The following is a 13,693-nucleotide window of genomic DNA, read 5'->3' as shown; positions in this document are numbered from 1 at the left end:
GCACCACCCCGTCGGCCCCCAACGGCGGTGCCTACATCACCACCCTGCAGAACCTCGGCTACGACTACGAGTCCGGCAAGCACCCGGCAGCGCGCGGGTCAGGCCCCGGCGGGCGCCGAACCGTCGACGGAGGCGGCGGCCGAGTCCGCGGCCGCGGCGAACGCGCCGTGGGCGAGGGTGTGGAGCAGGGCGGCCATGCCGTCCCGCTGGAGGGCGGCGCGATCGCCCTGGTCGGGGTTGGGGCCGAGGCTGTGCGGGGTCGAGTTGATCAGGCCGAAGACGGCGTGCACGGCGGCCCGCGCCACCGGCTCGGCGGCGGGGCCGGCCAGCGGCGGGTAGGCCTGCCGGACCACGTCCACCCACAGCTCGACGTAGCCGCGCTGGAGTCGGCGGACGGTGCGCCTGTCCTCCTCCTTGAGGTTCAGCAGTTCGCGGTCGTGCAGGGTGATCAGGTCCCGGTCGTCCAGGGCGAAGTCGACGTGGCCGCTGATCAGCGCGTCCAGCGTGGCGGCCGGGCCCTCACCGCCGCCGGCCCGGCGGCGCCCCTCGTCCAGCAGGCGCTCGCTGATGCCGATCAGCAGGTCGGCGAGCATCGCGTCCTTGCCCGCGAAGTGGCGGTAGAGGCCGGGGCCGCTGATCCCGACGGCCTTGCCGATCTCGTCCACGCCCACCCCGAGGAAGCCCCGGGCCGCGAAGAGCCTCGCGGCCTCCCGGCGGATCTGGTCGCGACGTGGGAGCGAGGAGGCGGCGGGGACGTTCGGCATGCCGTCCATCGTAGACAGTCGGGTTATCGGCCGTTAACCTGGGCGCGTAAGTTAACGTTAATTAACGTGGCGATCACGGGCGGACCGCACCCCGGCTGCCCACCTGGTGCCGAGGGCAAGGGAGCTCTTGGGAATGGTCATCTCAACCGCAGGCACACCCACCGGCGTCCGGCTCGGCGCGGCGACCGGCGCGGCGACCGGCGTGACGAACGGCACGGCGGTGGCTACCGGTGCCGCCCCGTCCGCAGCCGCCGCACCGGCACCGAGGCTCGGCAGCTCCGTCGACCCCGGGTCCGAGGCGTACCGCGCCAACACCGAGGCCCACCGGGCCCTGGTCTCCGAACTGCGCGCGAAGCTCGACGCCGCCGCCCTGGGCGGTGGCGCCAAGGCCCGCGCCCGGCACACCGCCCGCGGCAAGCTGCTGCCGCGCGACCGGGTGGACACCCTGCTCGACCCGGCCTCCCCCTTCCTGGAGCTGGCCCCGCTGGCCGCCGACGGGATGTACGACGGCGCCGCCCCCGCGGCCGGGGTGATCGCCGGCATCGGGCGGGTCGCCGGGCGCGAGGTGGTGGTGGTCGCCAACGACGCCACCGTCAAGGGCGGCACCTACTACCCGATGACGGTGAAGAAGCACCTGCGCGCCCAGGAGGTGGCGCTGGAGAACCGGCTGCCCTGCGTCTACCTGGTGGACTCCGGCGGCGCCTTCCTCCCGATGCAGGACGAGGTCTTCCCGGACCGCGACCACTTCGGCCGGATCTTCTACAACCAGGCCAGGCTCTCCGCCGCGGGCATCCCTCAGATCGCCGCCGTGCTCGGCTCGTGCACGGCCGGCGGCGCGTACGTCCCGGCGATGAGCGACCAGGCCGTGATCGTCCGCAACCAGGGCACGATCTTCCTGGGCGGTCCCCCGCTGGTGAAGGCCGCCACCGGCGAGGTGGTCACCGCCGAGGAACTGGGCGGCGGCGACCTGCACTCCCGCACCTCGGGCGTGACGGACCACCTGGCCGAGGACGACACCCACGCCCTCTCCATCGTCCGCACGATCGTCGCCGGGCTCGGCCCGCGCGGGGCCAAGCCGTGGCCGCTGGCCCCGGTCGAGCCGCCGGCCGTCGACCCGGCCGGCCTGTACGGTGCCGTGCCGGTCGACCCGCGCACGCCCTACGACGTCCGCGAGGTGATCGCCCGGCTGGTGGACGGCAGCCGCTTCGCCGAGTTCAAGGCCGAGTACGGCGCCACCCTCGTCACCGGCTTCGCGCGGATCCACGGCCACCCGGTCGGCATCGTCGCCAACAACGGCGTGCTGTTCGCCGAATCGGCCCTCAAGGGCGCCCACTTCATCGAGTTGTGCGACCAGCGCGGCATCCCCCTCCTCTTCCTCCAGAACATCACCGGGTTCATGGTCGGCCGGCAGTACGAGGCGGGCGGCATCGCCAAGCACGGCGCCAAGATGGTCAACGCCGTGGCCTGCACCCGGGTCCCGAAGCTGACCGTGGTGATCGGCGGCTCGTACGGAGCCGGCAACTACTCGATGTGCGGCCGGGCCTACTCACCCCGCTTCCTGTGGATGTGGCCGGGCGCCAAGATCTCCGTGATGGGTGGCGAGCAGGCGGCCTCCGTCCTCGCGACCGTCCGCCGCGACCAGCTGGAGGCGCACGGCGAGCAGTGGCCGGCCGAGGCGGAGGAGGAGTTCAAGCGCCCCGTCCGCGAGCAGTACGAGCGCCAGGGCAACGCCTACTACGCCACCGCCCGGCTCTGGGACGACGGCGTGATCGACCCGATGGACACCCGCACCGCCGTCGGTCTCGCCCTCACCGCCTGCGCCAACGCCCCGCTGGCGCCGCCCGCGCCCTACGGCGTCTTCCGCATGTGATCCCTCCTCGTGCCGTGCCCGGGTCCGTGACCCCTCCCTTCCGGTTGTGACGTCTCCCTTCCGGTTGTGACGTCCCGGAGCGCCTGCCCACCCGGGCCGGCGCTCCGGCCACCCGCCGCCGCCTCCTCCTCGCCACCTCATACGTACGGCTCCCCTCGACCCGGAGGAACGCCTCCCATGTTCGACACAGTTCTGGTCGCCAACCGCGGTGAGATCGCCCTCCGGGTGATCCGCACCCTGCGGCGTCTCGGCGTCCGTTCGGTCGCCGTGTTCAGCGACGCGGACGCCGACGCGCCGCACGTCCGCGAGGCCGACGTCGCGGTCCGCCTCGGCCCGGCCGACCGCAGCGACAGCTCGGCGGCCGAGACCTACCTGCGGACCGACCGGATCCTCGCCGCCGCCCGCCGCACCGGCGCCCAGGCCGTCCACCCCGGCTACGGCTTCCTCGCCGAGAACCCGGGCTTCGCCCGCGCCTGCGCCGACGCGGGCCTCGTCTTCATCGGGCCGCCTCCCGGTGCCGTCGAGCTGATGGGCGACAAGATCAACGCCAAGGAGGCCGTCCGGGCCGCCGGTGTCCCGGTCGTCCCCGGCAGCCGGGCCACCGCGCCCTCCGACGAGGAACTCGTCGCCGCCGCCGACGAGATCGGCTACCCGGTGCTGCTCAAGCCGTCCGCCGGCGGCGGCGGCAAGGGCATGCGGCTCGTGCGGGACAGCGCCGACCTGCCCACCGAGATCGCCGCCGCCCGCCGGGTCGCCCGCACCGCCTTCGGTGACGACACCCTGCTGCTGGAGCGCTGGGTCGACCGGCCCCGCCACATCGAGGTGCAGGTGCTGGCCGACGCCCACGGCACCACCGTCCACCTCGGCGAGCGCGAGTGCAGCCTCCAGCGCCGCCACCAGAAACTGATCGAAGAGGCTCCCTCCGTTCTCCTCAACGCCGAGACCCGGGCCGCGATGGGCGCCGCGGCCGTCCGGGCCGCCGAGTCCTGCGGCTACACCGGCGCCGGCACCGTGGAGTTCATCGTCCCCGGCATCGACCCGGACGCCCCCGCCTCCGCCTCCGAGGGGGTGCGGGACTTCTTCTTCATGGAGATGAACACCCGTCTCCAGGTGGAACACCCCGTCACCGAACTCGCCGTCGCGGTCGGCGCGGACTCCGCCCGGCTCGACCTGGTCGAGTGGCAGGTGCGCGTCGCCGCCGGCGAGTCGCTCTCCTTCACCCAGTCCGACATCTCCTTCCTGGGCCACGCCATCGAGGCCCGTATCTGCGCCGAGGACCCGGAACGGGACTTCCTGCCCACCGGCGGCCGCATCCTCACCCTGGACGAGCCCCGGGGCGAGGGCATCCGCGTCGACTCCGGAGTCGCCCCCGGAACCGTCGTCACCAGCGCCTACGACCCCATGCTCGTCAAGGTCATCGCGTACGGGCCCGACCGCCCGACCGCGCTGCGCCGGCTCCGCGCGGCGCTGGCCGACACCCGCATCCTGGGCGTCACCACCAACACCGGCTTCCTGCGCCGACTGCTCGCACACCCCGACGTCACCGCCGGGCGGCTGGACACCGGCCTCGTGGAGCGGACGGCCCAGGAGCAGCCGGCCCTGCTCACCGCGCCGTACTCCCCCGCGAACGCGCCCACCCAGAACGCGACCACCCCGGATGCGACCACCCCGGCCGAAACGCCGGCCCCCACCCACCTCCTCTACTGCGCGGCCGCGCTGGCACGGCACCTGGAACTGACTCCGCCCGCCGATCCGGACGGCTGGACCGACCCGTTCTCCCTCCCCTCCGGCTGGCGCCTGGGCGGCACCCCCGCCTGGACCACCCACCGACTCCGAACCCCCGGCCAGGACCCGGTGGCGGTGAGCATCCGTTCGATCACTGCGGGCAACGTAGCCGATGCCACTGACAATTCCGCCGGGCCCGCCCGCGAGGTGGAGCTCCGGCTCGACGGGGGCCCGGCGCACCGGGCCCGCGCGACCCTGGCCGGTGACCGGCTGCACCTGACCGTCGACGGCCTGCGGACCACGTTCTCGCTGGCCACCGACGCCTCCCCCGGCCTCGCCGCCGGACCGGTGACCTGGCTCGGCGTCGAGGGCGACGCCTGGCCGCTGCACGCCTACGACCCGGTCGTGGAGAGCACCGCCGGGGCCGGTGCGCACCACGGCGCCCTGACCGCCCCGATGCCCGGCACCGTCACCGTCGTCAAGACCGCGGCGGGCGAGACGGTGCGCAAGGGGCAGCCCCTGCTCGTGCTGGAGGCCATGAAGATGGAACACGTGATCGCCGCACCGCACGACGGTGTGGTGGCCGAACTGCGGGCCACCGCCGGGGCCACCGTCGCGATGGAGGACCTGCTGGCCGTGGTCACCCCGGTCGAGGAGGCCGCGGCCGAGGACGCGCCGGCCGCGGACGCTTCGGCCGGACCGGCCGCCGCCGCCACCGAGCCCGCGGCGGTGCGGCCGTGACCGCCCCGGCCCGCGAGCCCGACGCGCTCGACCTGGGCCTGCCCGACCCGGTCCGCGCCCCCGGGCTGCCCGAGGAGGTCCGGATCCACGAGGTCGGACCGCGCGACGGCCTGCAGAACGAGAAGTCCCTGGTGCCGGTCGAGGTCAAGGCCGAGTTCATCGCCCGGCTCGCCGCCGCCGGGCTGCGCACCGTCGAGGCCACCAGCTTCGTGCACCCGAAATGGGTACCCCAGCTGGCCGACGCCGAGGAGTTGGTCCCCCGGCTCGCCGGCCTGCCGGAACGCCACCCCGGCCTGCGGCTGCCGGTGCTGGTGCCCAACGAACGCGGCCTGGACCGCGCGCTCGCCCACCGCACCGCCGACATCGCGGTGTTCGCCAGCGCCACCGAGACCTTCGCCCGTCGCAACCTCAACCGCTCGGCGGACGAGGCCATGGAGATGTTCCGCCCGGTCGTGGCCCGGGCCGCCGAGGCCGGGGTCGCGGTCCGGGGCTACCTCTCGATGTGCTTCGGCGACCCGTGGGAGGGGCCCGTCCCGGTCGACCAGGTGGTCCGGTACGGCGTGCGGCTGCTGGAGCTGGGCTGCGCGGAGCTGAGCCTCGGCGACACCATCGGGGTGGCCACTCCGGGCCAGGTCACCGCCCTGCTGGCGGGCTTCACGCGGGCCGGCGTCCCGGTCGACCGGCTCGCGGTGCACTTCCACGACACCTACGGCCAGGCGCTCAGCAACACCCTGGCCGCACTGCGCGAGGGCGTCACCACGGTGGACGCCTCGGCGGGCGGCCTGGGCGGCTGCCCGTACGCGAAGAGCGCCACCGGCAACCTGGCCACCGAGGACCTGGTCTGGATGCTGCACGGGCTCGGCATCCGGACCGGTGTCGACCTGCGCTCCCTCGTCGCGACCAGCGGCTGGATGGCCGAGCGGCTGGGCCGCCCGAGCCCGTCCCGCACCGTGCAGGCCCTGCTCGGCTCCACCGGCGGCTGAACCGTCCGTTCCCTCGGCGCCGGCCGCCCGCACCACGCGGCCGGCGCCGCGCACCATCCGCACCGATCGACAGTCCATCCCTCAATCACACCGTGCGACCGTCACACCGTCCGACGGCGCCGACGACCCGTTCACGTCCGCGGCCGACCCGGCCGGGCGCCAGGAGGATCACCATGCTCGACCACAGGCTCAGCAGCGAGTACGAGGAACTGCGGCGCACCGTCGCCGAGTTCGCCCAGGACGTGGTGGCGCCGAAGATCGGCGGGTTCTACGAGCGGGAGGAGTTCCCCTACGAGATCGTCCGGGAGATGGGCCGGATGGGGCTCTTCGGCCTGCCCTTCCCGGAGGAGTACGGCGGCATGGGCGGCGACTACTTCGCGCTCGGCCTCGCCCTGGAGGAACTCGCCCGCGTCGACTCCTCCGTGGCGATCACCCTGGAAGCCGCGGTCTCCCTCGGCGCGATGCCCGTCTACCGGTTCGGCACCGAGGAGCAGAAGCGCGAGTGGCTGCCCCGGCTGACGTCGGGCGAACTCCTCGGCGCCTTCGGCCTCACCGAGCCGGAGGGCGGCTCGGACGCGGGGGCCACCCGCACCACGGCGCGGTACGACGAGGCCACCGACGAGTGGGTCATCAACGGGACCAAGTGCTTCATCACCAACTCCGGCACCGACATCACCGGACTGGTCACCGTCACCGCGCTCACCGAACCGATCGCTCGTTCGAGTGAAGAGGGCGAATTCCGCTCGCCTGCACGGGAGATCTCCTCCATCATCGTGCCCACCGGGACCCCCGGCTTCCAGGTCTCGAAGAAGTACTCGAAGGTCGGGTGGAACGCATCCGACACCCGCGAACTGTCCTTTACCGACTGCCGCGTCCCCGCGGCCAACCTGCTGGGCGAGCGTGGCCGAGGCTACGCCCAGTTCCTGCGGATCCTCGACGAGGGCCGCATCGCGATCGCGGCCCTGGCCACCGGCCTGGCCCAGGGCTGCGTCGACGAGTCCGTGAAGTACGCCGGCGAGCGTCGGGCCTTCGGCCGGCCGATCGGCGCCAACCAGGCCATCCAGTTCAAGCTCGCCGACATGGAGCTGCGCGCCCACACCTCCCGCCTGGCCTGGCGGGACGCCGCTTCCCGGCTGCTGCACGGCGAACCGTTCAAGAAGGAGGCCGCGATCGCGAAGCTGTACTCGTCCGAGGCCGCCGTCGACAACGCCCGCGAGGCGACCCAGATCCACGGCGGGTACGGCTTCATGAACGAATTCCCGGTCGCCCGCTTCTGGCGCGACTGCAAGATCCTGGAAATCGGGGAGGGAACGTCCGAGGTCCAGCGCATGCTCATCGCCCGGGAGCTCGGCATCGGCTCGTGACGACCGTTTCCTGATGGTCGCCTCCTGATCCGGCGCCGCACCCGGCCGACACATCACTCAATGTGCGGCTCCACAACGACAGTTGGGGAGCCCGAGGGCAGAGGAGGCATCAGGAGGCGACCTCGCGACGGCTTCGGGAGGAGCCGCAGGAACATGGCCTCAGGGGATCACGATCACCGGGCGGTTGGCCCGCCGCGCCAGCCGTCCGGAGACCGAGCCGAAGATCTTGCCGAGCAGGCCGTGCGTCGTGCCGACGACGATCGCGTCGGCGGCGTACTCACGGCCGACCTCCTCGATCTCGTGGCAGATGTCCCCGCCGCGCTCGACCAGGATCCACGGCACCCCGGTGAGGAAGTCCGCGCAGGCGAGCTCCAGCCCGAGGACCTCGGTCCGATGGTCGGGGAGGTCGACGAAGACGGGCGGCTCGCAGCCCGCCCAGACCGTCGCGGGCAGGCGGTTGGCGACGTGCACGATCACCAGCCCGCACTGCGAGCGGCGCGCCATGCCGACGGCGTAGGCAAGGGCACGCTCGCTCGACAGTGAGCCGTCGAAGCCCACCACCACACCGTGCTGGAACACCGGGTCGAGGGACGGCGCCGGGGTGTCCTGCCCGGACGGCTCGGCATGCCCGCCCGGCGAGCCGGCCCCACCCGGGTCCGCCTCCGGCCGCTCGGCCCCCGGGCCCAGGCGGCCCGTCACCGGGACCCCTGCGGGGTCGGCCGGGGGCTCGCCACGCCGTTGGCGGGGCCCTGGACGGTCACGGCGGGCAAGGCTGCCCCGACGGGCGAGCCCGCGTAGGGCGCGCGCGAGGCCGGGCGAGCCGTCGTGCCCCGGGGCTGGTTCGTCCGGTTCCGTCGGCCGCACCTCGTCGGCAGGCCGGGCCGGGCGGACTCCGGCCGCCTCGGGCCCGCCGAATCCCTCTGCGGCATCGGTTGCGGCATCGGCGCGTTCGCGGTCCCCCCGGGCGCCCGGGACTCGGCGCGGGGCATCGGCGTGCCCGTCGGCCCGGTCGCCGTCGGGCCCGTCCGCGCGGTCGTCCCGGCGAGCGGCACCGTCCTGGCGCTCGCGGTCGCCGCTGCCCTCACAACTCCCACGGCTCTCACGGCCTCCGCTGTCACCACGGCCCTCACGCGCACCACGGCCCTTGTGGTCGCCATGACCCTCGTGGTCGCCACGGCCCTCGTGGTCGCCATGACCCTCGTGGCAGCCGCGATCCTCGTGGTCGCCACCGAGGCGGCCGCAGCGGTGATCACGACCGTCGTCGCCGCACCGGTCGGCACGGACCTCGGCCCGGCCGTCGGGGCGATCGGGGACAGGGCCACCGGCCGGGTCCACGCTGCGGGACGTGTCCGGTTCAACCGGTCGGGGAGGCTCAAAACCAGCCATGGCTCACGGCTCTTCGATGGAGAGGGGCCGACAGGAGAGGAGAACAACGCTGCCCGGGCAGCAGGCCCGCCCACGGCATGACGTCGGTCTGCGCCGCGCAGCACCGTATGTGACCTGTTCCTTTCAGAGTACGACGGGCTTGGGGCACCGCCCAGCGAGGAGGCCCCGGAGCGACGTTGTTCCCGCGAAAGGGGGATGCGCCCGCCGAGGCAGTGCGCCCCGCCCACAGGCGATCGCGCCCCCTCCGGAAAGGAGGTTCCCTGGAGCTTGACTGAGCGGACCGGGCCGCGCAACAGGCCCACGGGACACCGTGACCGGACTGTCATGGATCGGCGACGATCCGTTGCGGCGCGTCGCGAACCGTGACCCCTACCTGCCCCGACCACCCCGTCCACCACGCGCCTCACCGCCCGCCACGGGGGTGCGGAGGCCGTTTCAGCCACTCCGTACGGCTTCGCGACGGCGTCTGGCATTTGCCATCTGCATAGGCGCGCCCGCTGGCACCATGCTTGGCATGCCCCTGCTCCTGTTCGACCTCGACAACACCCTGCTGCCCCGGGACGCCGCCTACCGTGCCTGGGCTCAGGACCTCCTGTCCGAACACGATCTCCCCCCGGGCGACGTCGACTGGTTCGTCACCCTCGACGGCGGCGGCTACGTGCCGCGCAGCACCGTACTGTCGGCGGTCCGGCGCCGCTACGGGCTGGACGTCTCCGCCGACTTCCTCATCGCCCACTACCGACGCGGCATCAACTCCCACATCCACTGCCCGCCCCGGCACATCGAGGCGCTGCGGGCGGCCCGGGCGGCCGGGTGGACGCTCGGGATCGTCAGCAACGGCGGCACCCGGCCGCAGTTGGAGAAGATCCGACGGACCGGACTGGGCCCGCTGGTCGACGGCTGGGTCATCTCCGAGGAGGCGGACTGCGTCAAACCGGATCCGCTGATCTTCGAGATGGCCGCCCAGCGGTGCGGCATCGCACCCACCGGGGACTGGGCCGAGCACACCTGGATGATCGGGGACCACGCGCCCGCCGACATCGCCGGCGCCGAACTCACCGGGCTGCGCAGCGTCTGGCTGCACCACGGCCGGCCGTGGGCGGAGAACGGCTACCGGCCGACGCTGAAGGCGTCCGGTCTGCCGGAGGCCGTCGGCCAGGTCCTCGCCGCGCGGAACGCGCCCTCGCCCCGGCCGGGCGTCCGCTCCGGCGGACCGCTCAGGAAGGCGGCGGGGATGCCGGTGCACGCGACGGCGCCGGTCGGCGCGCGGTCCGGCGCACGCCACGGGGTGACCGCCGCGGAGGACCCGGGCGCACCCGTTCCCGCAACGGCCGGGGCGGTCGGCGAACCCGCGCCCATGGGTGGGCCCGGTGTCCGAAACCGATCCGACGGGTTTGCCGTGATCGCCGAGTCCCGCATGGAAACCGGAGCGGTCTCCGGGGTCCGGGCAGGTCGCAGGTCCGGTCCTGCCGCCGCCGACGGCTCCCGCCCCGCGCCGGGTGCGACCCCGGCCACCCCGGCCACCGCCACCACCGCCCCGGCCGCCCGGGCCGACGCCGCCACCCCCGCCCACGCCCGGACCGCCTTCGCCGCCGCACCCACCGCAGGGGCGGCCGCCCGGTAACGCCCGGACGGACACCTCCCGCCCCACCCCTCCGCCCCCTCCGCCCCACCCCTTCACGCCGGCACAAGCGCCGACGCCCCGCCCCAGCGCCCCGTCACCCCACCCGCAACTCCTGCCCCATCCGCGACCCTCTCCCCACCTGCACCGATGGCACCCCCAGCACCCTCCACACCCCCTACTCCTTCTGTACTGTCACCCTCATCCGCACCACCTGTCCCACTGACCTCGTCTACCCCACGGACCCCACCGGCTCCGCCGAGGTGCGGGTCCACCAACAGGTCCGGGCCAGCTCGACGAACCCGAGCTTGCGGTAGAGCGGTTCGCCGGCCGAGGTGGCGACCAGGGTGGCCGGGCGGTCCGGGTGGGCATGGGTCAGGGCGGTCCCGAGGACGGCGCGGGCCACCCCCTGCCCGCGCCGGTCGGGCAGGGTGGTGACCCAGTACACGCCGGTGGCCCGGCCGTCGTCGTAGGTGAGGCAGGCGCCGGCCACCGCGCCGTCGACCCGGCCGAGCCAGGCCCGCCAGCCGGGTACGTCCAGCAGCCGTTCCGGGAGGGCTTCGCCCCGGACCCAGGGCTGCCGGGCGGGCAGCGGGAAGCCCTCCACGATCGCCCGTTCGACCAGCGCGAAGCTGTCGCCGTCCCGAGCCTCATCGACCGTCAGGACGCCGCCTCCGTGCGTCTCCGAGACCGCGGGCAGGACGGTGGTGGCGCCCTCGACCGGGCCGGGCTCCCGGGCCATCACCAGCATGATCGGCATCCGGGTGGCCCCGATGCCGGAGAGGTCCAGCTTGTCGTACGGGTCCTCCACGGTGCAGCGTATGGTCGACCAGTCCGCCATCAGCTTCGCCAACTCCCGCTCCATGGCGGCTGGTTCGTCGTAGGGGCGGGTCACCACGATGCGGTGGGCGTCGTCCGGGGTCCGGGCGCACCGGGCCCCGGTCAGCCCGGGTCGGGAATGGGACCGCCAGCCGTGGACGCGGGCTTGGGCGAGCCAGAAGGCGGCGGCGTTGTCGTTGGCCCGTTCGAGCCGGCTCTCGGTGTTCACGGCTGGACCGTAACCCGGCGGTCCGGTTCCCGGTTCCGCCGTTCCAGGCTTGGCCGGATGAAGCCTGGGAGGCGCACGACTTCTCCCCGTGCGCCCCCTCGTGCACCGCCGATTTTCGGTCAATTTCGAGCCGGTCCCTCCCGCTTGGGCAAATCCGCAGCCCAGACCTGCCGGCCGGGCGCACCGGAGCCGGGCGCCCCAGGAACCGCCCCTCGACAACCAGCCACCGTTGCCCCGGCCCTCTTCCCAGAAAGGTCGACGGGTGCCACGCTTCGTGATCGAATGCATCACGCCAAATTGCCATGTCGACATAGCGTCGGATGGTGAACTTGTCACAACGGCAATGGTCCACCCGATAGATTTCGATCTTGGCCAGCAGTGCCGCACCACCCACACCACACCACCGAGGGGGCTTGAGCGCCTTGAGCAGGGTGAGCAGGAGCGACGCGGGTCCTGACAGCGGCCAGGGGGCAGCCGGCAGCGCGGGTCGGCCCGCGAGAAGCACCGGCACCGCCGCGATCGCCGCCACCACCCGCACCTCCGGCACTCCGGGCGCCGCCTCGCACTCCTCGTACCCCGCAGTGCCCTCCTCCGGGGCGGGCAGCGGCGTCGGCCCCGGCGCGGTACCGGCCGTCACCGACCACGGCGCGGCGGCGCCCTACGGAGGCCAGCCCTCCTACGGCTCCCAGCCGGCCTTCGGCGGACCGGCCTACGGACAGCCCGTCAGCCGAGGGCCCGTCAGTCCCGGCCCGTCCTACGGCGGTGAGCACCCGGGCCATTCCAGCCACCCGGGACACCCCGGACACCCCGCCCATTCCGGCCACCCGGGCTACGGCGGCCACCTCGGCCATGCGGGCCACCCCGGCCACCCCGGCTACGGCACCCCGGGGCCGAACGGCGCCCAGGTCTCAGCCCCCGGGCCGGGCGGCGGCCCGCTCGGCGGCCTCGCACTCGGCGCCGGCTCCGGCTCCGGCCACGGCCCGCTGGGCCACGGCGGGCCCGGCGCGAACGGCGCCCCGACCCCGGTGACGGTCTCCGCCCCCCGCAAGCTGTCCGGCCGCCGCCGGCGGGAGACCGTCGCGGTGCTGATCTTCGGCGGCGCCCCGATCTTCGAGAGCTCCATCCCGCTCTCCGTCTTCGGCGTGGACCGCCAGGACGCCGGAGTGCCCCGCTACCGCCTGCTGGTCTGCGCCGGGGAGGAGGGCCCGCTGGCCACCACCGGCGGCCTGACCCTCTCCGCGCCGTACGGACTCGAGGCGCTCGCCCGGGCCGGCACGATCGTCGTCCCGGCCTGGCGCTCGATCTCCCAGCCCCCGCCGGTCGAGGCGATCACCGCCCTGCGCAAGGCCCACCACGAGGGCGCCCGGATCATCGGACTGTGCACCGGCGCCTTCGTCCTGGCCGCCGCCGGACTGCTCGACGGCCGCCCGGCGACCACCCACTGGATGTACGCGCCGACGCTGGCCAAGCGCTACCCGCGGGTCCACGTCGACCCGCGCGAGCTCTTCGTCGACGACGGTGACGTGCTCACCTCGGCCGGCACCGCCGCCGGCATCGACCTCTGCCTGCACGTGGTGCGCAGCGACCACGGCGCCGAGGCGGCCAACGCGCTGGCCCGCCGCCTGGTGGTGCCGAGCCGCCGCGGCGGCGGAGGACAGGCCCAGTACATCGATCAGTCTTTACCTGAGGAGATCGGCAACGACCCGCTGGCCGAGGTGGTCACCTGGGCGCTGGAGAACCTCAACCAGCAGTTCGACGTCGAGGTGCTGGCGGCTCGCGCGTACATGAGCCGGCGCACCTTCGACCGGCGGTTCCGCACGCTCACCGGCAGTGCGCCGCTGCAGTGGCTGATCACCCAGCGGGTGCTCCAGGCGCAGCGGCTGCTGGAGACCTCGGAGCTGTCGGTGGACGACGTCGCGCGCCGGTGCGGGTTCCGTTCGCCGGTGGCGCTGCGCGGGCACTTCCGCCGCCAGCTCGGGGTCTCCCCGGCCGCGTACCGGACCGGCTACCGGGCGCGTCGCCCCGGTCAGCAGCCGCCCACCCCGACCGGGGTGCTCGGCGACCTGCGGCTGTCCGGAGCGCTGCCGCACCCGGCTGTTGGGGCCGGTGACCCTCTCATCCCTTGACAGCAGCCCGCTCGATAGTCGACACATCCTGCCGACTACCGTGGATTGTGTTGCTGCGAACGCCT

General features: G+C 74.0%; 9 protein-coding genes and 1 pseudogene. 7 read left to right on the top strand and 3 right to left on the bottom strand.

Annotated elements, in window-relative coordinates:
• Nucleotides 1-98: 98 nt before the first annotated feature.
• The gene (locus tag AB0E96_RS28935; protein WP_359828606.1) at nucleotides 99-764 is read right to left on the bottom strand and encodes a TetR/AcrR family transcriptional regulator; all 666 of its coding nucleotides are present in this window, start codon (nucleotides 762-764) and stop codon (nucleotides 99-101) included.
• Between the two features lie 133 nt (nucleotides 765-897).
• Here AB0E96_RS28935 and AB0E96_RS28930 point away from each other — a divergent pair, with 133 nt between their 5' ends.
• From AB0E96_RS28930 to AB0E96_RS28915, 4 genes are all read left to right on the top strand, one after another.
• Nucleotides 898-2,634, top strand: a complete 1,737-nt coding sequence (locus tag AB0E96_RS28930; protein ID WP_359828604.1) for a carboxyl transferase domain-containing protein — start codon at nucleotides 898-900, stop codon at nucleotides 2,632-2,634.
• A gap of 177 nt (nucleotides 2,635-2,811) precedes the next feature.
• Nucleotides 2,812-5,100, top strand: a complete 2,289-nt coding sequence (locus tag AB0E96_RS28925; RefSeq protein WP_359828602.1) for a biotin carboxylase N-terminal domain-containing protein — start codon at nucleotides 2,812-2,814, stop codon at nucleotides 5,098-5,100.
• Nucleotides 5,097-6,083, top strand: coding sequence for a hydroxymethylglutaryl-CoA lyase (locus AB0E96_RS28920; RefSeq protein WP_359828600.1), 987 nt, complete (start codon nucleotides 5,097-5,099; stop codon nucleotides 6,081-6,083). The genes AB0E96_RS28925 and AB0E96_RS28920 overlap by 4 nt, the downstream gene beginning before the upstream one ends.
• Nucleotides 6,084-6,256: 173 nt before the next feature.
• Nucleotides 6,257-7,447, top strand: a complete 1,191-nt coding sequence (locus AB0E96_RS28915; RefSeq protein WP_359828598.1) for an acyl-CoA dehydrogenase family protein — start codon at nucleotides 6,257-6,259, stop codon at nucleotides 7,445-7,447.
• 159 nt (nucleotides 7,448-7,606) lie between these two features.
• Here AB0E96_RS28915 and AB0E96_RS28910 read toward each other — a convergent pair.
• Nucleotides 7,607-8,038, bottom strand: a pseudogene (locus AB0E96_RS28910) (universal stress protein); the annotation flags it as partial.
• A 402-nt stretch (nucleotides 8,039-8,440) separates the two neighbouring features.
• On the opposite strand from AB0E96_RS28910, the gene AB0E96_RS28905 reads away from it, so the two are divergent.
• Together AB0E96_RS28905 and AB0E96_RS28900 are read left to right on the top strand one after the other, a co-directional pair.
• On the top strand, nucleotides 8,441-8,914 hold the full coding sequence (locus AB0E96_RS28905; RefSeq protein ID WP_359828596.1) for a hypothetical protein: 474 nt from the start codon (nucleotides 8,441-8,443) through the stop codon (nucleotides 8,912-8,914).
• 433 nt (nucleotides 8,915-9,347) lie between these two features.
• Nucleotides 9,348-10,457, top strand: a complete 1,110-nt coding sequence (locus tag AB0E96_RS28900; RefSeq protein ID WP_359828594.1) for an HAD family hydrolase — start codon at nucleotides 9,348-9,350, stop codon at nucleotides 10,455-10,457.
• A gap of 229 nt (nucleotides 10,458-10,686) precedes the next feature.
• Here AB0E96_RS28900 and AB0E96_RS28895 read toward each other — a convergent pair whose 3' ends face one another.
• Nucleotides 10,687-11,502 carry a GNAT family N-acetyltransferase gene (locus AB0E96_RS28895; protein ID WP_359828592.1) on the bottom strand — a complete coding sequence of 272 codons (816 nt, stop codon included), beginning with the start codon at nucleotides 11,500-11,502 and terminating at the stop codon, nucleotides 10,687-10,689.
• 1,025 nt (nucleotides 11,503-12,527) lie between these two features.
• On the opposite strand from AB0E96_RS28895, the gene AB0E96_RS28890 reads away from it, so the two are divergent.
• Nucleotides 12,528-13,628, top strand: coding sequence for a helix-turn-helix domain-containing protein (locus tag AB0E96_RS28890; protein WP_359828608.1), 1,101 nt, complete (start codon nucleotides 12,528-12,530; stop codon nucleotides 13,626-13,628).
• The last annotated feature ends 65 nt before the right edge of the window (nucleotides 13,629-13,693 follow it).

It is taken from the genome of Kitasatospora sp. NPDC036755 (assembly GCF_040636595.1).
Lineage (GTDB): Bacteria > Actinomycetota > Actinomycetes > Streptomycetales > Streptomycetaceae > Kitasatospora.
The sequence above is the reverse complement of the archived record's forward strand: the minus strand, read 5'-3'. Positions and strand labels throughout refer to the sequence as shown.

What these genes read in the sequence shown, in the direction of transcription:
- AB0E96_RS28925 (WP_359828602.1), top strand. Translation starts at nt 2,812, where the DNA reads ATGTTCGACACAGTTCTGGTCGCCAACCGCGGTGAGATCGCCCTCCGG.
- AB0E96_RS28935 (WP_359828606.1), bottom strand. Translation starts at nt 764, where the DNA reads ATGCCGAACGTCCCCGCCGCCTCCTCGCTCCCACGTCGCGACCAGATC.
- AB0E96_RS28900 (WP_359828594.1), top strand. Translation starts at nt 9,348, where the DNA reads ATGCCCCTGCTCCTGTTCGACCTCGACAACACCCTGCTGCCCCGGGAC.
- AB0E96_RS28930 (WP_359828604.1), top strand. Translation starts at nt 898, where the DNA reads ATGGTCATCTCAACCGCAGGCACACCCACCGGCGTCCGGCTCGGCGCG.
- AB0E96_RS28915 (WP_359828598.1), top strand. Translation starts at nt 6,257, where the DNA reads ATGCTCGACCACAGGCTCAGCAGCGAGTACGAGGAACTGCGGCGCACC.